This is a genomic window from Dyadobacter sp. Leaf189 (assembly GCF_001424405.1).
In the GTDB taxonomy this organism is placed as follows: Bacteria; Bacteroidota; Bacteroidia; order Cytophagales; family Spirosomataceae; genus Dyadobacter.
In genome coordinates this window covers 1,383,429-1,403,810 of sequence record NZ_LMPS01000001.1, presented here as the reverse complement: position 1 = coordinate 1,403,810, position 20,382 = coordinate 1,383,429, and the positions used below count along the sequence as shown (strand labels likewise).

The window sequence follows — 20,382 nt, the reverse complement described above, 5'->3', positions numbered from 1 at the left end:
CGTAAGAAGCTTGTCAGTCTGAGCGGAGCCGAAGACACGTGCGGGATGTTGAGCGACTACTGCCCTCCTCCGTACATATTAAATGCGGCCAGGTGCTTTTGGAAGACTTGCTCGTACTTTTTGGCGGCGGCTTCCTGCTTGGCTTCGCGGCATTCCTGAACGATGATTTGCAGAATGTATAAATAAACGTTGCTGTCGCGGCGGCGGGTGGTTCCGTTGTCTTTGGCCCACGTAAGTACTTCGTCGGCGCGGGTGACCATTGTGTCCGCTATTTTCAATGCACGGCTGGTTTCTCCCAGATCGAACAACGGACCAATGAAATTGGCCGAGAACTGATCGTACGGGATGCTCTTATCCGGCATTGTCGCCAATGATTTATCGATTGCTTTCTTGGCATCGGCTTTGCGACCATCGGCGAGCAGTTGTCCTGCTAACCGCAGGAATGCGATTCTTGCAGTTGCCACCGGCGAGCCGAGGTACGTGTTGTCGTAATAGGTATTCGGATTGTCGAGCTCGCGCCAGAACATTTTGTTCATCAGGTTGTCGTACATCACATCCGCATTCACGTACCCGTCGCTTGCACCAGGCACTTTCACGGGAAGCAATCTGTATGCATAACCTTCCAGCTGCATATATTCTTTCAGGTTAAGGTAGCTTGATCCGCCCAGCGTTGATGAGAAATAGATCGGTCTTTTCCAGTCGTTTGTTGCGATGATATCCAGCATGATCAGGTCAGACTTGTACAAATCTCCTTTACCAATTGTCCAGCTGATAGAATCGCTTACGAATGGTACCAGGTCAGATTTGATGATATTCATTTTCTTCACTGCCTCTGCATTTACAGGCAGGAACAATACCGACGAAGGCAGGATTGACGTCATATCTCCACTTGTCAGCGGCACCTGAATCGCCTTGTTTTCCTGCTTAACCAATCCAAGGTATTCTTTCAGGTTGATACCGTTTTTCACGCTTGGTATTTCGTAGAAGGGAACGATATCGTTTTTACCAAAAGCATAATTGCTCTTGTCCAAAGAAATAGGAAGCGCTTCTGAAAGATAAGTTTTGCGTTTCATCTGATCGATATACCAGTCAGTACCGAGCAAGCTGAGGTTACAAACACGAACATCAGTACGGAATCCTTCCACTTCCTGCACATACCACAATGGGAATGTATCGTTATCGCCGCCTGTAAACAGGATCGCATTCGGGGCGCAGGAATTAAGCAGGTTTTTGGCAAAATCAACTGAATGGTACCTGTGGCTGCGGTTGTGATTATCCCAACCTTTGGCCACCATAATAACAGGAACTACCATTGCAACACCCGTGGCGGCAATCGCTCTGGTTGAAGGATTACCGATAAATTTACTGATCGCATCTGCAATTGCGAGTACGCCAAAGCCGATCCAGATACAGAATATATAGAAAGAACCCACGTAAATATAGTCACGCTCACGCGGTTCGGTCGGCGGGGAATTGAGGTAAACCACCAGCGCGACGCCCGTTAGAATGAACAATAATCCTAATACGAGCAAGTCTCTTTTTTGCCGGAAATACATCATCACAATACCAAACAAACCGAGCAGGAATGGCAGCATGAAGAAGTTATCGTGCGCTTTATTGTTCTCGATCGGCTCAGGATATTTCTTGCTGATATCCCATGGCAGCAAATTCCCGGCCCCTTCCTCGTCACTTTCACGCCCAACGAAATTCCACAAGAAGTAGCGCCAGTACATGTGACCGATCTGGTAAGAGAACATAAATGACAGGTTATGTCCCATGGTCGGCTTTTGCCCCTCGGCAAGGCCGGTCAGCTGCTGGTATAGTTGCGGGTGACCTGGCTGGGTGCTGTACATACGCGGCAGCAGCATACTGCTACCTGGCTCATATTCATACTCAGGACGATAGTCATAAATGGCGTACTTGCCATTCTGCTTGCGGTACATGGGCGCGCCCCGTTTCTGACTTACCGGACGCGATACAAATGATGGTCCGTAAAGCAGCGGGCGGCTTCCGTATTGCTCCCTTTTCAGATAGGAAACAAAGCTCAGTACGTCGTTGGGATTGTTCTCATTGATCGGTGGATTGTACTCGGCACGTACCAGTACCATCAGGTAACTCGCGTATCCAATCAATACAAAGGCGAGTGAAAGCAAGCCGGTGTTAAGCAGCACATTTCCTTTTTGGTGCGAATACCGGATCCCCCAGATCAGACTGCCCAGGAAGATGATAATGAAGAATATAACACCGGATTTATAAGGTAAGCCCAGTGAGTTAACAAAGAAAATCTCGAATTTACCTGCAACGCTCGGCAGTCCCGGAATGATACCAGAGTTGATAATACCTAATATCACCAAACCACCTACAAAGGCCATTATACCACCAAAAAGGCTTGTTTTTGGGTATTTTTTGAAATAATAAACCAGGGCAAGCGCTGGGATAGTGACCAGGTTAAGCAAATGGACGCCAATGGAAAGACCAACCAGGTAGGCGATCAGTATAAGCCAGCGGTTTTCGGCAGCCGGATCTTCCACACGCTCCCATTTGAAAACAGCCCAGATCACAATAGCTGTAAAAAATGAAGACATACCGTACACCTCCGCCTCAACGGCTGAGAACCAGAATGAGTCGGACCAGGTATAAGCCAGTGAGCCAACAGCCGCTGCACCCAATACCAGGATCAGGTCGCCTGTCGTCATTTCATTTTCAGACTTGGAAATGAACTTGCGTGCAAGCAGGGTAATTGTCCAGAACAAAAACAGGATCGTCAACGCACTGCTTAGAACAGATACCATGTTCACCCAAAAGGCAACGCTGGTAAGGTCGCCGAATGCGAACAGCGAGAAAAGTCGGCCTATTAAAAGAAAAAATGGTGCTCCCGGAGGGTGAGGCACCTGTAATTTAAACGCACAGGCGATAAACTCGCCGCAGTCCCAAAAGCTGGCAGTTCGTTCAACGGTAAGTGCGTAGGTGATGAATGCAATTGCGAATACAATCCAACCCGCAATGTTGTTGGAACGGTTGAAACGGGTCATCTGAGAGATGGTAAATTAAAAAATATGATATGCAAAATGTGCTAATATGGTAACGCTGCCAAAACAGTTTTATCAACGATGGGCCAAAAATAGCAAAATAACCAGAAGGTAAAGTCCCTTACTCTCTTAAAAAGTGTTAAGAATTACTTGTAGAAAATCCATTTTGCCAGCTCTTTATAAGTCACCTTTTTCCCGTACATCAGAATACCTACACGGTAAATCCGCGCGGCCAGCCAGGTGGTTGCCATAAAGCCCAGAACCAGCAAAACCATCGATAACGCGATCTCCCAGGCAGGCACTCCGAACGGGATCCGCACCATCATGATGATTGGAGAGGTAAATGGGATAATGGAGGTCCAGAATGCGAGACTTCCGTCAGGATCGCGAAGTACAAACTGGGCAAATACAAATGAGAAAATGATGGGCAAAGTAATAGGCAGCATAAACTGCTGGGTATCTGCATCGTTATCAACTGCCGCTCCCACCGCGCCAAAAAGTGCGCTGTAAAGCAGGTATCCGCCGAGATAGTAAAATAAGAAGCAGCCCAGGATGAGCGGGATATTTAGACTGTTGACTGCTCCCAGCACTTCTGCCATGGGGTTTTCCACATTGTTGCCGGGCATATTCTGGTTTGGCATTCCCTTCTGCACTTTCTCCATCTGCTGCTGCATTTCCACAGCGTCTTTTGGTATCCGGTTGCTCAAAATGGCCGAAGTAGCGCTTGTCAGTGCGGTAGTGAGCAGGATCCAGAGTACAAATTGCGTCAGGCCCACGAGCGCTACGCCGATGATTTTACCCAACATCAATTGAAATGGCTTAACGGAGGAAATAATGACTTCGACAATGCGACTCGTTTTTTCCTCTGTGATGCCGCGCATTACCTGTGTGCCATAAATGAAGACCGACATGTAGATCAGAAAAGCGCAGATACCTCCGATGACGGTTGCGGCGCCTGAGCTGCTGGTCTTCTCCCCTTCTTCACTCAGGCTGATCGTTTCCGAGCTCACATTCACGCGTGAATCTTCCAGTATTTTATGTGTGATACCTGCCTCTGAGAGCTTGATATCTTCAATTTGCTTCTCAATTACCTTTTCAATTTCGGATTTGAGATCCATGCTTACATTTTTCGCAGCATAAATCCTGACCGACTTCGGGGATTTGATCACATTCTCCGGAATGTAAACCAATGCATTGGCATCGGCTTTCCTGAAATTCACTTTGGCTGAATCAAGGTTACCCTCTATAAAGCTGAACTTCAATGCTTCCGAGTCTTTGAACTCGTTGCGAAACAAACCACTCTCGTCAAGTACCTGTATCGTTTTGGTGTCAACAGAACCGATCGCGACCCAGATCACGGCTGCATAAAAGCCCACAAACAGCAGCGGGCCCAGCAATGTCATGATCAGAAAAGATTTCTTTTTGACACGGACGAGGTATTCTCTTTTTATGACAAGGAAAATATTGCGCATTGGGAAGAAAGTTAAGGTTGTTAAGCAGATCAGGCCTCTGGTATTTCGTTGACAGACCGCATGAAAATATCGCTCATACTTGGGATATTCTCTCCGAAAGAACGGATCTCTACATTGGGTAAAAGACTGGTCAGCAATGCATTCGGGCTTTTATTTTCGCCAAGATGAATGGTAGCCCGCCGATAATCATTTTCAACTTCTTTGTCCGCCGAAATCTCATAAAGTCCCTCCAGACCGGACAGAGAACCTTTGTATTCCACAAAGTAGGTATTGGTTTTAAACTGCTCTTTGATCTCCCTTTTCGGCCCGTCAAGTATTTTTTTTGATTTATGAATCAATGCGATGTGATCGCAAAGCTCTTCAACGGTCTCCATTCTGTGTGTAGAAAAAATGATCGTGCAGCCTTTTTGTTTGAGTTCCAGAATTTCGTCGCGGATCAGGTTGGCATTAATGGGATCAAAGCCTGAGAAAGGCTCATCGAGAATAATCAGGTCGGGCTCGTGCAAAACAGTTGACACAAACTGGACTTTCTGCTGCATTCCCTTCGAGAGGTCGGACACACTTTTGTCCCACCACGTTTTTATATCAAATTTGACAAACCATGATTTCAGCTTGTCCATAGCTTCTTTTTGTGACAAACCTTTGAGCTGGGCGAGGTACAGCAGCTGGTCGCCTACTTTCATTTTCTTATACAAACCCCTTTCCTCAGGCAGGTAACCGATTCTGGAAATGTGCTTATTGCCCAGCAACTCCCCATCAAAAAGGATCTCGCCTTTATCCGGTCCCGTAATCTGGTTGATGATGCGGATCAGTGAAGTTTTACCTGCTCCATTGGGGCCAAGCAGACCGAAGATTTTCCCGCGTGGAATGGAGATACTTACATTGTCAAGTGCCACGTGATTGGCATATTCCTTGGTAACGTTTCTGACTTCTATGATATTCATTTGCTGAGAATCCGGGGTTAGGCACCAAAAAGTGCAAAGTAGAGGGGTAATATTAAAGTTACAAGCATAAACCGGATTTTGGTGACCAGCGGTAAAAATAAAAAAGCGGGCGGAGTACCGCTCGCTTTTTCGACTTGAATATGTCCGAAGTATCAGATCACGTATTTCTCTCTGATCTGGAATAAGATCCAGAAACCAAGTACGGCGCCGATGATCGCGCCAAGCAGGTAAAGTTGTACAAGGTTACTCACCACACCGATCAGCACAGCATAGTAAAGTAAATTCCAGCCCGCACGTTTTCTGGCGCGTAATGGACTAAATGCCATGAGGTACATAATGAGCGTGATAACGCCCAGTGCAATGCTCAAATAGAAATTGAACCCGATTCCGGCCGGCACAGCGCCGAGGCCTAATGCAGCACTTCCGATACCAAAAGCAGTGACGAGACCAAATACAGCGAGAATGGAGAGAATAAGGATAAAATAAGGTCCGTATTGAACAAGAAATTCCTTTACGCTTTCCGAGAAGGGCGGAAATTTGCCAAGAAAAATAGGTTCAAGTTCCTTTTCCAGAGGTAGTTTTGATTCCATGAGGGGCGATTTTTATGGTTAAAAAGAGATAAATAAATCTAGTCAGATTCCCTGCAAACCTAACGCCCCAATCTTTAACGTGCCGGTATTGTTTAGCCAGCGGCTGCTCCTTGGTCAAAAACCTATTTACTGGCTCCTGCTTAATCCTCCGGGTAGGGTACGAAAACAAAACCCGAGAATTCGCCGATCAATGCAAACAGGCAGCAGTACTCGTCCGCATTCTTAAAGTTTTCGGTAAAAAGCAGTACCGATTCTTCCCCGATCAGTTTACGATCTACAAACTCCTGCATATAAGATGCGCGGTAGCTGAAATTGTTTGAAAGTTCCTGCGCATCAATGAGCAATGCGCCGATGTGCAGCTCATTATTCGTTACCACAAAAATGGGAAAATCCGAGAATCCACGTTTGCGGATCTGGTAAGAAGCCTCCTTCAACTGGTCGGCCACTTTTATAAAATCCTCTGATATATGCCCCATCAGCTTCTGATTCAATTCCGGAGAATTGGCATCGTCCATCAAGGCATTTTCGTTACTGTTGTTGATCATTTTTTTAGATACTTCGGCGTTTAGATTACCTCGGCTTTCGGCTTTCGGCCGTCGGCGGATTTTAATATTACTTCGGCTTTCAGCTAGCTACTGTCAGCATTTTAATTCGCAAGAAGCCGACTGCCGATAGCCACTTCCTACATTCTCGCTGCCAGCAACAACGTCAAATCTTTATACCGCATGTTGAAGCTTCGGGCGATGTGTGAGTTGGTGAGTGTTCCTTTGTGACAGTAAACTCCCTTCATAAACCACCGGTTTGCATAAATCATTTCCTCAATGCCGCCTATTGTACCGGTTTGCAACAAAAAAGGTAAAAATACATTGCTCAATGCAGTACTGGCCGTGTGCGCTACGCGTGATGGAATGTTCGGGACGCAGTAATGGATCACGTCGTTATATTTGAAAATCGGATTCTTGTGTGTTGTCATCCGCGACGTTTCAAAGGAGCCGCCCTGATCAATACTTACATCGATGATCACTGAACCGGGCTTCATTTGCGACACCATATCTTTGGTAACAACCAGCGGGCTCAATCCGTTTTCAGCACGCATGGTGCCGATCACCACGTCCGCCCGGCCAATCGCCTCTGCAAGTATATCTGAGTCAATAATGGATGTATAAAGGTTTTGACCAATCGAATATTTCAGTCTCTGCAACCTGTAAATGTGCTTGTCAAAAACTTTCACATCAGCGCCTACACTGATTGCTGCCCGCGTGGCGTATTCAGCGACGGTACCTGCGCCCAGGATTACGATCTTGGTCGGCGGAACGCCCGTAATTCCTCCCAGGATAATGCCTCGGCCGCCATTTGGTGTAGACAGATACTCGGCCGCTATCAGAAGTACCGTGCTGCCGGCAATTTCTCCCATGGCACGGATAATCGGCTTACCTCCCACCTTGTCCTCGATCAGCTCATAGCCGATGCCAGTAATTTTCAGCTCATTCAGCTTCTCGAAATACTGCTTTTCCAGTGCAGGCAGGTTGAGTGCAGAAATCAGCGTGGTACCAGGCTTCACGTAGCCGAATTCACCATCAACCAACGGCTCGATTTTGAGGATTACCTTGGCCTGATATACTTCCTCCGGACTTTGCACGATTTTGGCACCGGCTTCGCTATACTCATGATCCGAAAGGTTCGCTCCTTTTCCGGCGTCTTTCTCAACCCAAACCTCATGACCGTTCCGCACGAGTATACCTACCGCGTCGGGCGTCAGTGCAATCCTGTTTTCCTGCAGTGAAACTTCCCTCGGCAGACCTATATGCAATGCATTCTGATCTTTCCTAACAGCCATTAACGACTCCTGGGGATATAATATCGACTGCTTGGCCAGCTCTTCGAAGCCGGTAATCTGTGATTGCGCCATTGAACGAAGAAAGTGAAACTAAATCCGGTATGTGTTATTCTTAAATCCTCTTTACTTGTAATATTCTCGTGCCACTTTCGTCTGCGCGAAGGTCGATATGCAGGTAATGTTCCGGCCAGAGGGACCCGATCATTCCCGGCCATTCAACGAAGCAGAATGAGCCTGAATCGAAATACTCTTCAATTCCCATATCCAATGCTTCCGTTTCATCTTTAATCCGGTAAAAATCAAAGTGATAAATGGAATCCTGACCTGCTGCGTACTCGTTTACAAGCGAGAACGTGGGACTTTGTACGTGTGACTGAACGCCTAAATACCTGCAAATTGCTTTGATCAATGTCGTTTTACCTGCTCCCATGTGACCTTCGAAAAGCCACACCGGCGTATCCCTTCCCAATTGCATCAGTTCTGAGGATACCTGCTCCAACTCCTCCAATTTGCTGAACCGTATTGTCACTGGCTGATTGCTCATTTTACAAAAATAAACATTTTGAAAGAACCGGGCATATAATGTGCATCGAAGACCTCCCTTAAAAGCAAAAAACCGGAGGTACTATCTGCCTCCGGTTCGTTTTTTTAAATACCATATTTACACCCGCCATTCCTCTTGCATTGCTCTTCCAAGCAACTTGTCTGCTTCCTTATCCTTTACGAAGTTCTCCTTCTTCGGGTCCCATTTCAATGAACGGCCCAGCCTGTATGCAATGTTGCCAATGTTACAGACACTCGCAGTCCGGTGACCGACTTCCACGTCACAAACGGGCGGCTTGCGCGACCTGATCGCATTGATGAAATCCTGGTAATGGTTTGTACTGACATATACGTCCGACGCACCTTCCTGAAAAGCCTTATCTTTCAAAGACTCCGGCGTGGTTTTCAGCTCGCCTCTTGCAACAAATACTTCTCCCTCGGTCCCTACAAAGTGGCAATGCTGCTTTCCTTCCATCGGCCGGTGAATTACTTCCGTCCCATTTGCATATTTATAAACAAGCCCTTTTTGCGGATCCGAATAAATGAGCTCTACCGGTCCGCTGTTGTCCATATTCAGGCCCCATTGCGCTATATCAAACATATGTGCGCCCCAGTCCGTCATTCCGCCTCCACCGAATTCATCGTAGTTCCGCCAGGCTGGCCAGAACTTGGCATCCATTGCGGGCGCGAGCTGATTGTTATAAGGCCTGTCCACGGTGTTCGGCCCCATCCACATCTTCCAGTCCAGGCCTGCTGGCGGTGTTTCGGCTTGCAGGTCCCACACTTTCGGCGGCCCGCCAACATTCACATACACTTTCTCAACCTTCCCGATCGCGCCACTGCGTACAAGCTGCACCGCCTTTGTAAATTCAGGCGCAGACCGCTGCATACTACCGGTCTGAAATACGCGGTTGTGTTTCCTGGTTGCATCTACCATAGCCCTACCCTCCCTGACTGTGAGCGACAAAGGCTTTTCGCAGTAAATATCTTTTCCGGCTTTTGCGGCCAGCACTGCCATGGAAGCGTGCCAATGGTCCGGCGAGGCAATTACTACTGCATCGATGTCTTTGTCGGACAGGATTTCGCGAAAATCTGAATGTGCTTTGGTAGCATTATAATCGGCTTTCCCCGTCTTTTCCGCATAGGATTTGTTAGCAGCTGCCACAAAGGTTTCCAGCTTAACCGGGTAAACATCGGAGGCAGCGGTCACCTGCACTTCGGGCAATGCGATGAACCTGTTACGAAGCCCGCCGGCTTGTCGCCCGCAGCCAATAAAGCCAAATACAATCTTGTCGCTCGGCGCGGTAAAACCTTTTCCTAAAACGTGCCTGGGCACAATCATGAACGAGGAAACTACCGCTCCGGCTTTCAGAAAGTCCCGGCGGTTCAGACGTGATACATTCATATTTTTTAACTAAAATATCCTGAATGAAAGTAAAATAAAGCGCGAAGTCAGTAATTCTACTGAAAACGTCGTCTTTGTAAATGGTACGCCGCTGACTATTCTTCCCCTAACATTAAAGACCATGATTGAAGCTCTTTCCCGCCGTGACTTTTTGATCAAAAGCGCTCTTGCAGGCAGTGCTGTCCCATTGCTTTCAACGGACGCATTTTCAGCAAAGCCTGATACAAATGCAGATACAATAAAAGTTAACATTTTCTCAAAACACCTCCAATTCCTGAACTATCAGGATATGTCTGAAGCTGCGAAAGAAATGGGCTTTGACGGAATTGACCTGACAGTACGACCAAAAGGCCACGTATTGCCGGAAAAGGTGGAAACAGATTTGCCACTGGCTGTTGAGGCAATGCAAAAAGCCGGCTTTTCGCCTTCGCTCTTCTGCACAGCAGTTGAGGATGCGACTAATCCGACGGACAAAAAGCTGCTTGAAACAGCGGCCAAGCTCGGTTTCAAGTATTACCGGATGAATTGGTATAAATACAACGACCAGAAAACAATCCCGCAGCTGCTGGAAGAATATCAGAGAAAAATGGCCGGACTGAGCAAGCTGAACGAACAGCTGGGACTCACTGGCTGCTACCAAAACCATGCAGGAAGAATGGTCGGCGCTTCCATGTTCGAGATCTGGCAGATCCTGCAAAAGGCAAATCCTAAAACAATGGGCGCACAGTATGATATCCGTCACGCGACGCTTGAAGGCGGACTTTCCTGGCAAACCGGCTTCAATCTGATCCGCCCAAGTATCAGGACGATTGTACTTAAAGATTTCATGTGGGAAAAGACCAATGGGAAATGGGGACCAAAGAATGTGCCGCTGGGCGAAGGTATGGTAGATTTCAAAACCTATTTCAAACTGCTGAAAGAACATAAAGTGGATGTGCCGATCTGCCTTCACCTCGAATATCCGCTTGGCGGCGCCGATCAGGGTGCATTCCAGATCACCGTAGATAAAAAGGTGGTTTTTGATGCGATGAAAAGAGATCTGGCCCGCGCCAAACAGCTGTGGGCAGAAGCTTAAAGCGCAATTTCGGCGGCGTGAAGTTACATTTGCATTAAGTCTAACTATTTAAATGATATGTCTTCAAAAATTCTGAATGTCGGGTTGATAGGTTTCGGATTATCTGGACGCTATTTCCATTCGCCTTTTCTGAGTACTAATCCCGGTTTTAAAATCAAAACCGTTGTTGAAAGAAGCAAGAACGAAGCGCAGGCTTTTGACCCCGAAATCGGCAATGCACGCTCAGTGGACGAGCTGCTGAGCGACGAGTCCATAGACCTGGTTTTTATCTGCACTCCCAACGATACCCATTTCCCTTACGCAATGGACGCGCTGGAAAATGGCAAGCACGTGGTGATCGAAAAACCGTTTGCGGCTACCGAAGATGAAGCCAGACAACTTTTTGAGCTGGCAGAGAAAAAAGGCCTGGTACTCACCGCCTATCAGAACCGGCGATGGGATTCTGATTTTCTGACCGTCAAAAAGCTCCTTGCGGAAGGGAAACTGGGCGATATCATAGAATTTGAAAGCCACTATGACCGCTACCGGGAAGTGGTACCGACAGAATCCTGGAAAGAGAAGAGCGTACCTGTGGGCGGCAACCTCTATAACCTTGGGCCGCATTTGATCGACCAGGTACTGGTGCTCTTTGGCGAGCCGGAAACTGTTACTGCCGAGATCCGCACAGTACGGCCGCATTCCGAAATCGATGACTATTTTGATATTCGCCTGGGTTATAAAGACAAGCTGGTTATCGTGAAATCGAGCCTTATGATCTATGAAAACCACCTGCGGTACGTTTTGCACGGCACCAAAGGTTCATTCATCAAAGGCGGACTGGATCCTCAGGAGGAAACTTTGAGAAAAGATATCCTGCCCACAACACAGCCTTGGGGCGTAGAACCCGAAGATCGCTGGGGCAAATTATACAGCAACGATTTCACCGGCGTGATAACAAGTGAACCCGGGAATTATGCGCCATTTTACCAAAATGTATATGACGCGATCGTACACAATGCAGAGCTGGCAGTGAAGCCGGAAGAGATTCTGCGGACTACGCGTGTAATCGACCTGGCCGCGCAAAGCAGCCGCGACAAGAAGGTATTACAGTTTTAGAAATACCCTGACAAAAGAAATGGCAGCCTCAAACCGGGCTGCCATTTTTATACTTGATCAACAAATTTATACTATTTTACTACCGCAGTTACCTGACGTTTTGTCTCCGTTGAGATAGAGAAAGGCTTTGTAGATACTTCGTTTCCGTTGCTGATAACGAAACTGTAGTTTCCGTCAGCAAGGTTTGAAAGGTCAAATATTTTTGAGAAGTTCTCTGATTTTGGAAGTGAGGTGCTGTAAACAGTTTCACCGCTGAAATTCTTGATAGACAAAGAAGATCTTTCTTTTACGTTTTCCAAAGTCAGTTTGAATTTCAATTCGCTGTTAGAAACAAGCTCGATAGAAGCGCTGTTTTCTTTTGCTTTGTCCGCAGCTACTGAAAAGTTTGCAGTTGATACTCCCACCAATACTGCAATTGCTAAAAATGTCTTTTTCATTTTACTTAATGTTTTAAAGTCGTTAATAATTGTACTTTTTATATTTTGAATCTTTTACTATCACTGCACTAGTCAAAAATTAAGTTTTTTGCTGATTCTTAATCGTTTTGACAATTCAAAGGTAGCTGGATCGTGCATCAAAAGTCAATAGCCTGATTTTAAGTTGAAGAAAGTTCTTTTTGCTGTTATCTATTAATGTTAGAATAGTTATATGTTTCCAATGAAAGTACAACAAGTCGTTTGAAATTTGACAGATAACTGTAAAAAGTACAATTGTAGGTTTGTTGTACTTTTCTTTGAATTTGCAGGAGTTATGAATTTTGTATTGCCTCGAATGCCCAAATGGACACGAATGCTTTCTTGCTGACTTCGTGTGCATTCGTGCATTCGTGGCAAAAAAGGTTAAAGTAATTTGCCGCCATTCCCGTCTACCTGATTGGTAAGACCTTATTCCAACGCTTGTCCCAGAAAAAACCAAATATCATCCAGACCGTCGCTGCGTACAGTAAGCAGTTAATGGGATTCATTCGTCAGCGTGTGAATTCCGATGAGGACGCGGAAGATATTTTGCAGGATGTGTGGTACCAGCTGAGCAGCGTACCCGAAGTGGAGGCAATTGAGCAGGTCGGAAGCTGGCTGTACCGCGTGGCCAGAAACCGCATTATAGACAAGTACCGAAAGCAAAAACCCGATTTTCTGGAAGATTACGGGTATGAAGACGAAGACGGCGAGTTTAATTTTAAGGAAATTCTGCTGGCCGATGACAACTCGCCGGAGACAGCTTACCTGAAAGAAGTTTTCTGGGAGCAACTCACCATTGCATTGGAAGAGCTGCCCGAGAACCAGCGACAGGTTTTTATCTGGAACGAAATGGAAGACCAGACTTTCCAGGAGATCTCGGATCGCACCGGAGAAAATATCAAAACCTTGATTTCCCGAAAAAGATATGCAGTCCGGCACTTGCGTGAACGGCTTGAAACGGTTTACCGGGAGTTTGTAAATTATTAAATTTGTCAACCATGAATAAGCGCAATATGAAGAGAAGGCGGCTTGCATTTTTATTCCCTGTTTTTGCCCTGCTTGCCGCATTGCTGCTGGGCGCGGCAGTGAAATTCCTGTGGAATGCAACACTGCCTTTGCTCCTGGACGTTAACGAGATCAACTATTGGCAGGCGGTAGCGCTATTGGTATTGTGCCGGATATTGTTCGGGAATTTCGGCAGACCGGGAGGCGGCGGGCCTCCGCGCTGGGGCAGGTGGAATCGCGAGAATGGCCCTTCGCGCTTTGGCGAGTGGCGCAACAAATGGAAGGAAATGACACCCGAAGAAAGGATCAGGTTCAGGCAGGAAATGCGAAACCGATGCAGGAAGCCGCCAGAAAATATGTAGCAAAGCCCGGTCAGCCGACCGGGCTTTATTTTTTCCAAAACTTAAAGTAAAATCCTGACTGGCCCGTCTGCCTGATAAATGCATTGAACTGCATTGTTATCAAACATTTAATCAAACTGGTTCAGCCATGATCACATCCGTTTTTAGAGTAATACTTGCAGGCATCCTGGGCGGCTTTCTGCTGTTTCTGATTCCATTTCTCATTTTCAAGGCACTTCTGTTCTTTCTGGTTTTCGGCCTGATTTTCCGGCTGGCTGTGGGCAGGAGACATTTCGGAAGATGGCGGGGACGCAGGTCCGCCGCGCAGTTTTATGATCATTATGAGATTTACGAAGGAAAAGAGAGCCTGCGAGATCTGTCCAACAACTATCCAAAACAAATTTAACCATGAGAAGAAGCACTAAGATGTTGCTGGGGATCAGCGTAGCGCTGATTACAGCTGCAAGCCTCCACCTGACGGCAGGAACACGATTTCACCCCAGACACTTTCGCGGCCACGGATTCCGGCATTGCGACAGACACTGGGACAAGTTCGAGAAACCAGCCGACCTGAACCCGGGGTTCGAGCGCAGGTATTAATAACCATTTATCAAAACAGAAAAACTATGTGCAATAGATATGGAAACCGTGGCTTTGGAGTGCGCCACGATCATTACGGCCGCTTTGCCGGCAACTCCCGTGAATACCGCGTGCCGGTGAACATCCTGAAAAATGACGGCGAATATCAACTTTTCGTCTTCGCACCCGACCGGTTAAAGGAGGATTTCAGGATCAATTTAAAAGGACACGAACTGAGCATTTCTTACCAGCTGAAAGAAGAAGCGCGTGAAAACCGCAACTGGGTAAGGCACGAATTCAGTAAAACTTCATTTGAACGTACATTCATGATCGACGAAACAGTGGATCCGGAAAACATTCGTGCTGAATATGAAAATGGCATTCTTCTTCTCACACTTCCTATTATCCCGGGCTCTGAAAAGCCCGCACAGGAAATCAAAGTAAGCTAGTATGGTCCATTGAATGCAAAAATCCCCTGACCGAGTTGATCAGGGGATTTTTTGTTTAAAGCTCTTACTTAATCAATCCAGAAAGCACGCTGATATCCAAATGGGTACCAGCTATTTGACAGTTCTTTTTGCACCACGGGAATCTACAATAACTGCTTCTAAAACATAAGGCGGCAATGCCAGTACGTGGCTTGACTGCGAAAGGAATGAGGACCCATAGCTTAGCTCTTCTTTCCTGCTTTTCCCATTTTTCAGTTTCAGCAAAGCAGTTGTTTCGGAACCGGATACGGGTATGAGCCGCGCGGAAAGCGTGGATTGATGGAAACGAATGGAGTCCCTGTTTTGCGAAGTAGCAGTCAGCCAGTTGCCCCCCGAAGTAGGCACTCTGACCGTCGCTTTCGCATTGCCTTTGGTGAGATAGCCGCTTGCAGTGTGACTGAGTGGCTGGAATGTGCCATTTCCGTTGCCTTTTAAAACCAATCCATAAAAAGCGTCGTACCTGCCAACTGAAACCTCCGAACCATAATCATTTCCCGAAACCAGCAGATCCAGATTGCCGTCCTGATCAAAATCGTCGGCTATCATTCCGAATAGCGGAGCGAACTGTGCCTGCAGCGGCAGCTCGCGTATCGAGAATTTACCATTGCCCAGGTTTTCAATGTAGCTGCTCTTCATCCAGTTTGCAGTCAGGTGCAGCGCATCCTTCATTTCTTCCGGCTTCAAAATGTCAGTAAGCGAAGCCTGCGCAAACTTGCTGTATTCCTGAAAACGCTGCCTTACCTGAATAATCTGCTTACCGAGGTCGTCCCTGGTATTATACGGAAACTCCTTATAGGATTGATCCTCAGCTCTATAGAAAATCGTAGGAATGGCGTCGAAATAACCATCGTTGTTAAAATCTTTGGCATAAACATGAACCGGCCGCTCGTCGGAGGCGCGGCTCAAAGTATTCGCACCCAGATTCCCGCCGATATAATCCATATCACCGTCGTTATCAAAGTCACCTGCAACCAAACTCCCCCACCAGCCTTTCTTGTTTTCAATACCCGACTCTATCTTGCTCAGCTTTCCATTTTTATTTTTCAGAAACGTAAGTGGCATCCATTCTCCCGCGACGAGCAGGTCCATCCACCCATCGTTATCGAAATCGGTCCATAATGCGTCACAAACAAGACCCATATTCACCAGCTCAGGCGCAACCGACTTTGTCGCATCTGAGAACCTGACAGCTCCTTTTTGCGTATCATTTCTCAAAATGTAGCTGGAAACCGGTTTAGGATACATTCCCGACTCCACGCGGCCGCCCACAAACAAGTCAAGGTCACCGTCTTTATCAAAATCAACCGCCTTCACGCAGGAACCATTAACCAGCAGATTAGGTAGTGCCGCAGTGTCGATGCTGAATTTGCCTTTGCCGTCGTTCAGGTAAAGTATACTTCTCAATCCCGGCGAATCCCGGTTGATCTCATAGCTGCCGCTTACGACGAAAAGGTCGAGGTCGCGGTCTCCATCGGCATCAAAAAGCAGCACGCCCATATCCTCGGTATCTTTCTCCAAACCGTCCGCACCAGGCAGCAGGTCTGAGACCTTGAAGCGACCGCCTGCTTGCTGGATCAAAAAGCGCCCTTTGTGCTGCATGGCACCGCCTACGAAAATATCATCAAGCCTGTCGCCATTTACATCTCCCGCCGCCATCGAAGGCCCGAATTGCGACATTTTATGCGGCAGCAGCTTTTGCACATTGAAATCAATAATATCTGTTTCTTCGTGCACATAAGGCACATTCAGCACATTGGTTATGTCGGTAAAGAGTGGCGTTACAGCTTCTTTTCCGGCGTCAGGATTGTTTCCTTGCACTGCATTTTTCTCGCTTACGACAAAAACCTGGTTTGCCTTTATATTTTGAAAAACCTGGGATTTACCTCCTGGCCAGGTTACTTTAAGACGATCTACCTTTTGTATTTTCCCTAAACCAAAATGCACAATGGGCTCAACAGTTGAGAGGTAGCCGCGATAAGGTGAATTTTCAGCGATCTGTTTTTGTCCGTTTGCATAGGTGATCTCCACAACCGCCCCTATTCCTTTCTGGTTATACCGCTCCCCCTTAAAACCTATCCGCAAAAAGTTGCTTTCTGTCGGTTTAATCTGGATACTGTTATTCCTGAACACAGAAGCCGAATCGTTGATATTGTTAACTACATAGTCGAGGTCGCCGTCATTGTCCAGATCTGCGTAAGCCGCTCCATTCGAAAAACCCGAGTTTTCTATTCCCCAGTCGCCGGTCACGTCTTTGAATGCAAGGTTACCCGTGTTTTTGAATGCAAAGTTTTTGAGCTTGACTGCCGGCACATAGTCCAGCATCATCTTAGGCTCCATAATGCTCGACACCTCATTCCGGTAAGCAATAAAGTCCAGATCAGTGATATCACGCGGAAATCCATTGGTAATGATCATATCCCGCAATCCGTCATTGTCAAAATCGGTAACCATCGGTGCCCAGCTCCAATCGGTTTCAGCAATCCCGCTCAGCAAGCCCACTTCACTAAAAACGGGATCCTTACTGTTACCGGCTGCACCGAGGTTCAGCTGCAATGTATTCCGGGCAACCTGGTACTGGTATCCGAAAAGCTCATTATTCTGGTAAGTGACGTAGCTGTTCGCTGGCGTCATCATCTTTTTGCGCTTGTTTGTAGCAGGCATCATATCCACCGCAATCACATCTACCAGCCCGTCATTATTGATATCCGCCACATCATTTCCCATCGCCGAATGCGAGGTATGCTTGAAATAAGAACCTGCTTTGTCCGTAAAAGTCCCGTTACCATTGTTGATATACAGCAAATCATTCGTCAGGTAATCGTTGGTCACGTATATATCTTTCCACCCGTCCTGATTAACATCTGTTACATTCACCCCCAAACCATACCCTTCGATAAGAATGCCCGCTTCCTTTGAAACGTTTGTAAAAACCGGATGCTTCAATTCCGCATTCCAGTCATTCCTGTAAAGTCTGTCCGTTCTCCGCGAAGATCCATCGGCGATTTTCTTGTGGTATCTGTTCGGAAAGTTGTTGTCGTCCATCTCATTAACGACCAGAAAAAGATCCAGGTCTCCGTCGTTATCATAGTCGAAAAAGGCTGCATTGGTCGTGTGTGTAGTGTCAGCAATTCCATATTCTTTGCCCATTTCCTTGAAAACAGGCACCCTGTTCGCATCAAGCCCCTGGTTGACGTAAAGCATATTTTCACGCTCGCTTGGCACATCGCGAACCGATGCACAAACGTAAATATCGAGCAGGTTATCATTATTGATATCAATGAGCGCTACCCCGGTAGACCATTTATTCTTTGGCGCTACTCCGGCCTTTTCCGTTACATCTTCAAACTTGAAATCCCCTTTATTCAGATAAAGCTTGTTTTGCGCGGTGTTCCCTGTGAAATAAACATCCGGCAGGCTGTCATTGTTAAAATCCCCGAGTGCAACGCCGCCGCCATTGTACACATACTCAAATGCGAGGATGTTCATGGTATCGTTTTCCGTGATCCGGTTCGAAAAGTTAATCCCTGTTTCGTCAGTGTCCAGTTCGGTAAACGTTTTAAGATCCTTTTTGCAGGATATCAGGAACACAGCTAATAAAACAGACAGGATGGAATACTTTGCCGTCATTAATTTCAATGTGGTAAAATGAAGAAGGATTGTCCTAAATTAATAAAGGAGATGGCAAATGAATACCATCTCCTTTTGTTTGTTTGTTAAAAACTGTTAGTAGCCTGGATTCTGGACAAGTACGTCTTTTCCTACAAGGTCAATCTGCTCTTGTGGTACCGGAAGATACTCATTCTTGTTAGGCGTAAATTTCGCTCCACCCAATGCACCGCTCAGCTTTTTGCTTTCGTAAGTCAGGTAAGCATTGATTTCGGTAGCAGCTGTTCCCCAGCGAACCAGGTCGTAGAAGCGGTGACCTTCACCTGACAATTCAAGTTTGCGTTCAAAGCGAACTGCCTTGCGCGCTTCATCTTTGGATGCCCACGGCGTTTTGTACAGACCGATTACATAGTTTGCCGCATTCGCACCTTCTTTGGTTTTAACAAAGCTTGAAGGAAGCGAAGCTCTTTCGCGCACCATGTTGGTGTATTCACGTGCTTTTTCAAGTGAACCAACTTCGATTTCAGCTTCCGCAGCCATTAAAAGTACATCTGCAAAACGAATGATATTCACGTTGATAGCTGTATAACCCGGCGTCCAGGAGCTGTTATCCTGCAGTGAACCTACGTCCGATTTGTAATAAGCATACTTTTTAGGTGAATAAGGTCCTGCGTTTGCCTGGTTACGGATCCAGTCAGCTCCCGGGTGATTGATCCAGTCGAGGTAAGGAATTCCGCGGCGACCAACTGAGTGGTCTAAACGTGGATCAAGCGGGCCAGCATCCGGCGTGAATGCTGCATTACTTTTCAAGCCCATATCCGATTTCACTTCATTCGCACCTACGTTGTAAGATCCATCCAGCAATGGAAGACCGCTTGCGTTGGTACGGAAAGAGTTAACCAGCTCAAAGCTTGGCGAGAAAAACCCGCAGCAGTTACCAGGACCGTTTGGACCTGTGTTGTAAGGCCAGTTAAGGTCAAAATCAGGGTTTGCGTTGTTTACACTACCTGTGTTTGCTGCCGCCTGAATTGCGAATACCGACTCTGAGTTATTGTCGTTTGCAGCCTTGAATGCATCTTGAAAGCGTGGTACCAGCGCGTACTTCTTACCGTTTGTGGTTTTTCCGTTAGCGATAATCAGGTCGTACAAAGTTTTTGCGTCTGCAAACTTCTTCTGGTACATATACACTTTCGCAAGGTAAGCAGCCGCACCCCATTTGTTGATCCGGCCGGCAGCTGTCTGCGTTTCAGGCAGGTTTTCGTAAGCAAATTTCAAGTCAGCCTCAATCTTTGGATACAAATCGGCTGTATTGGGGACTTTCTCGATACCTGTACCGTAATCTACTGTTTCGTCTACATAAGGTGTGTTGTTAAAACCTCTTTTCAGCTCGAAGTAGTAGTGGGCGCGCAGGAATCTCGCTTCTCCGCCAATTCTCTTCTTGTCTTCGTCAGTTACGTCTGCGGGATTGGTACCCAGCAGTCGCATCACCAGGTTAGCACGCGCTACTCCTTCGTAATTACCTTTCCATTTATCAACAATTACACCTTGCGTGGACAGATATTCGAAACGCTGGATCGGGTTGATATCACTGAAATCACCCGGGTCAGTTCCTTTGTTGGCATCGCCACCACGGATACTTCCCCAAACCCAGTTACTCGCGCTCGCCATCCTGTTTGCACGGCCGTTCAATTGTCCGTAAACAGAAACCAGCACACCTTCTATCCCTTTTTTGGTAGAAAGCTGGCCCTCATCAAGCTGGCCGGTTGCCGGTATTTCCAAAAAGCTTTCCTTACACGAGTAGCCGATCAGCATTAGCGTGATTAAAACCAGAAGGCCACTCTTTGATATTATTTTTTCCATTTTCTTAGAAATTTTAATCGATGTTCTAAACTGTTATCAACCAGATTTTGCCTTT

At 46.8% G+C, this 20,382-nt stretch carries 18 protein-coding genes; 7 read left to right on the top strand and 11 right to left on the bottom strand.

Features of this window, described 5'->3' with window-relative positions; genetic code table 11:
• Positions 1 to 56: 56 nt before the first annotated feature.
• The 8 genes from ASG33_RS05935 to ASG33_RS05900 all read right to left on the bottom strand — a co-directional run bounded on the left by ASG33_RS05935 (position 57) and on the right by ASG33_RS05900 (position 9,820).
• The gene (locus tag ASG33_RS05935) at positions 57 to 3,032 is read right to left on the bottom strand and encodes a DUF2723 domain-containing protein (RefSeq protein ID WP_056281328.1); all 2,976 of its coding nucleotides are present in this window, start codon (positions 3,030 to 3,032) and stop codon (positions 57 to 59) included.
• Positions 3,033 to 3,175: 143 nt separating this feature from the next.
• Complete coding sequence (locus ASG33_RS05930) at positions 3,176 to 4,501, bottom strand: ABC transporter permease (protein WP_056281326.1); 1,326 nt, start codon at positions 4,499 to 4,501, stop codon at positions 3,176 to 3,178.
• Between the two features lie 29 nt (positions 4,502 to 4,530).
• Complete coding sequence (locus ASG33_RS05925) at positions 4,531 to 5,445, bottom strand: ABC transporter ATP-binding protein (protein WP_056281324.1); 915 nt, start codon at positions 5,443 to 5,445, stop codon at positions 4,531 to 4,533.
• Positions 5,446 to 5,597: 152 nt separating this feature from the next.
• On the bottom strand, positions 5,598 to 6,035 hold the full coding sequence (locus ASG33_RS05920) for a hypothetical protein (protein WP_056281322.1): 438 nt from the start codon (positions 6,033 to 6,035) through the stop codon (positions 5,598 to 5,600).
• 140 nt (positions 6,036 to 6,175) lie between these two features.
• Positions 6,176 to 6,580, bottom strand: a complete 405-nt coding sequence (locus ASG33_RS05915; RefSeq protein WP_056281320.1) for a hypothetical protein — start codon at positions 6,578 to 6,580, stop codon at positions 6,176 to 6,178.
• 137 nt (positions 6,581 to 6,717) lie between these two features.
• Complete coding sequence (locus ASG33_RS05910) at positions 6,718 to 7,944, bottom strand: alanine dehydrogenase (RefSeq protein ID WP_082489087.1); 1,227 nt, start codon at positions 7,942 to 7,944, stop codon at positions 6,718 to 6,720.
• A gap of 40 nt (positions 7,945 to 7,984) precedes the next feature.
• On the bottom strand, positions 7,985 to 8,416 hold the full coding sequence (tsaE, locus tag ASG33_RS05905; protein ID WP_056281318.1) for a tRNA (adenosine(37)-N6)-threonylcarbamoyltransferase complex ATPase subunit type 1 TsaE: 432 nt from the start codon (positions 8,414 to 8,416) through the stop codon (positions 7,985 to 7,987).
• Positions 8,417 to 8,533: 117 nt separating this feature from the next.
• The gene (locus tag ASG33_RS05900; protein WP_056281317.1) at positions 8,534 to 9,820 is read right to left on the bottom strand and encodes a Gfo/Idh/MocA family protein; all 1,287 of its coding nucleotides are present in this window, start codon (positions 9,818 to 9,820) and stop codon (positions 8,534 to 8,536) included.
• Positions 9,821 to 9,941: 121 nt separating this feature from the next.
• Here ASG33_RS05900 and ASG33_RS05895 point away from each other — a divergent pair, with 121 nt between their 5' ends.
• The gene (locus ASG33_RS05895; protein WP_056281314.1) at positions 9,942 to 10,895 is read left to right on the top strand and encodes a sugar phosphate isomerase/epimerase; all 954 of its coding nucleotides are present in this window, start codon (positions 9,942 to 9,944) and stop codon (positions 10,893 to 10,895) included.
• A 57-nt stretch (positions 10,896 to 10,952) separates the two neighbouring features.
• Positions 10,953 to 11,990 (top strand): Gfo/Idh/MocA family oxidoreductase, encoded by a 1,038-nt coding sequence (locus ASG33_RS05890; RefSeq protein WP_056281312.1) that lies wholly within the window; start codon positions 10,953 to 10,955, stop codon positions 11,988 to 11,990.
• Positions 11,991 to 12,061: 71 nt separating this feature from the next.
• Here ASG33_RS05890 and ASG33_RS05885 read toward each other — a convergent pair whose 3' ends face one another.
• Positions 12,062 to 12,427: a hypothetical protein gene (locus ASG33_RS05885; RefSeq protein ID WP_056281310.1), complete on the bottom strand. Its 366-nt coding sequence runs from the start codon at positions 12,425 to 12,427 to the stop codon at positions 12,062 to 12,064.
• A 459-nt stretch (positions 12,428 to 12,886) separates the two neighbouring features.
• On the opposite strand from ASG33_RS05885, the gene ASG33_RS05880 reads away from it, so the two are divergent.
• The 5 genes from ASG33_RS05880 (at position 12,887) to ASG33_RS05865 (ending at position 14,822) form a co-directional block, all read left to right on the top strand.
• Positions 12,887 to 13,435: an RNA polymerase sigma factor gene (locus tag ASG33_RS05880; protein WP_031525807.1), complete on the top strand. Its 549-nt coding sequence runs from the start codon at positions 12,887 to 12,889 to the stop codon at positions 13,433 to 13,435.
• Positions 13,436 to 13,446: 11 nt separating this feature from the next.
• Positions 13,447 to 13,815: a hypothetical protein gene (locus tag ASG33_RS05875; RefSeq protein ID WP_056281309.1), complete on the top strand. Its 369-nt coding sequence runs from the start codon at positions 13,447 to 13,449 to the stop codon at positions 13,813 to 13,815.
• Positions 13,816 to 13,942: 127 nt separating this feature from the next.
• Positions 13,943 to 14,200: a hypothetical protein gene (locus ASG33_RS05870; protein WP_056281308.1), complete on the top strand. Its 258-nt coding sequence runs from the start codon at positions 13,943 to 13,945 to the stop codon at positions 14,198 to 14,200.
• Between the two features lie 2 nt (positions 14,201 to 14,202).
• Positions 14,203 to 14,394 carry a hypothetical protein gene (locus ASG33_RS25730; protein WP_157474590.1) on the top strand — a complete coding sequence of 64 codons (192 nt, stop codon included), beginning with the start codon at positions 14,203 to 14,205 and terminating at the stop codon, positions 14,392 to 14,394.
• Between the two features lie 26 nt (positions 14,395 to 14,420).
• Complete coding sequence (locus ASG33_RS05865; RefSeq protein WP_056281306.1) at positions 14,421 to 14,822, top strand: Hsp20/alpha crystallin family protein; 402 nt, start codon at positions 14,421 to 14,423, stop codon at positions 14,820 to 14,822.
• 111 nt (positions 14,823 to 14,933) lie between these two features.
• On the opposite strand, the gene ASG33_RS05860 is transcribed toward ASG33_RS05865, so the two are convergent.
• Complete coding sequence (locus tag ASG33_RS05860; protein WP_056281304.1) at positions 14,934 to 18,488, bottom strand: VCBS repeat-containing protein; 3,555 nt, start codon at positions 18,486 to 18,488, stop codon at positions 14,934 to 14,936.
• Positions 18,489 to 18,584: 96 nt separating this feature from the next.
• Positions 18,585 to 20,327 carry a RagB/SusD family nutrient uptake outer membrane protein gene (locus ASG33_RS05855; protein WP_056281302.1) on the bottom strand — a complete coding sequence of 581 codons (1,743 nt, stop codon included), beginning with the start codon at positions 20,325 to 20,327 and terminating at the stop codon, positions 18,585 to 18,587.
• Between the last annotated feature and the right edge of the window lie 55 nt (positions 20,328 to 20,382).

What these genes read in the sequence shown, in the direction of transcription:
- ASG33_RS05875 (WP_056281309.1), top strand. Translation starts at nt 13,447, where the DNA reads ATGAATAAGCGCAATATGAAGAGAAGGCGGCTTGCATTTTTATTCCCT.
- ASG33_RS05860 (WP_056281304.1), bottom strand. Translation starts at nt 18,488, where the DNA reads ATGACGGCAAAGTATTCCATCCTGTCTGTTTTATTAGCTGTGTTCCTG.
- ASG33_RS05895 (WP_056281314.1), top strand. Translation starts at nt 9,942, where the DNA reads ATGATTGAAGCTCTTTCCCGCCGTGACTTTTTGATCAAAAGCGCTCTT.
- ASG33_RS05885 (WP_056281310.1), bottom strand. Translation starts at nt 12,427, where the DNA reads ATGAAAAAGACATTTTTAGCAATTGCAGTATTGGTGGGAGTATCAACT.
- ASG33_RS05910 (WP_082489087.1), bottom strand. Translation starts at nt 7,944, where the DNA reads ATGGCGCAATCACAGATTACCGGCTTCGAAGAGCTGGCCAAGCAGTCG.
- ASG33_RS05865 (WP_056281306.1), top strand. Translation starts at nt 14,421, where the DNA reads ATGTGCAATAGATATGGAAACCGTGGCTTTGGAGTGCGCCACGATCAT.
- ASG33_RS05925 (WP_056281324.1), bottom strand. Translation starts at nt 5,445, where the DNA reads ATGAATATCATAGAAGTCAGAAACGTTACCAAGGAATATGCCAATCAC.
- ASG33_RS05900 (WP_056281317.1), bottom strand. Translation starts at nt 9,820, where the DNA reads ATGAATGTATCACGTCTGAACCGCCGGGACTTTCTGAAAGCCGGAGCG.
- ASG33_RS05920 (WP_056281322.1), bottom strand. Translation starts at nt 6,035, where the DNA reads ATGGAATCAAAACTACCTCTGGAAAAGGAACTTGAACCTATTTTTCTT.
- ASG33_RS05890 (WP_056281312.1), top strand. Translation starts at nt 10,953, where the DNA reads ATGTCTTCAAAAATTCTGAATGTCGGGTTGATAGGTTTCGGATTATCT.
- ASG33_RS05935 (WP_056281328.1), bottom strand. Translation starts at nt 3,032, where the DNA reads ATGACCCGTTTCAACCGTTCCAACAACATTGCGGGTTGGATTGTATTC.
- ASG33_RS05855 (WP_056281302.1), bottom strand. Translation starts at nt 20,327, where the DNA reads ATGGAAAAAATAATATCAAAGAGTGGCCTTCTGGTTTTAATCACGCTA.
- ASG33_RS05870 (WP_056281308.1), top strand. Translation starts at nt 13,943, where the DNA reads ATGATCACATCCGTTTTTAGAGTAATACTTGCAGGCATCCTGGGCGGC.
- ASG33_RS05930 (WP_056281326.1), bottom strand. Translation starts at nt 4,501, where the DNA reads ATGCGCAATATTTTCCTTGTCATAAAAAGAGAATACCTCGTCCGTGTC.
- ASG33_RS05915 (WP_056281320.1), bottom strand. Translation starts at nt 6,580, where the DNA reads ATGATCAACAACAGTAACGAAAATGCCTTGATGGACGATGCCAATTCT.
- ASG33_RS25730 (WP_157474590.1), top strand. Translation starts at nt 14,203, where the DNA reads ATGAGAAGAAGCACTAAGATGTTGCTGGGGATCAGCGTAGCGCTGATT.
- tsaE (WP_056281318.1), bottom strand. Translation starts at nt 8,416, where the DNA reads ATGAGCAATCAGCCAGTGACAATACGGTTCAGCAAATTGGAGGAGTTG.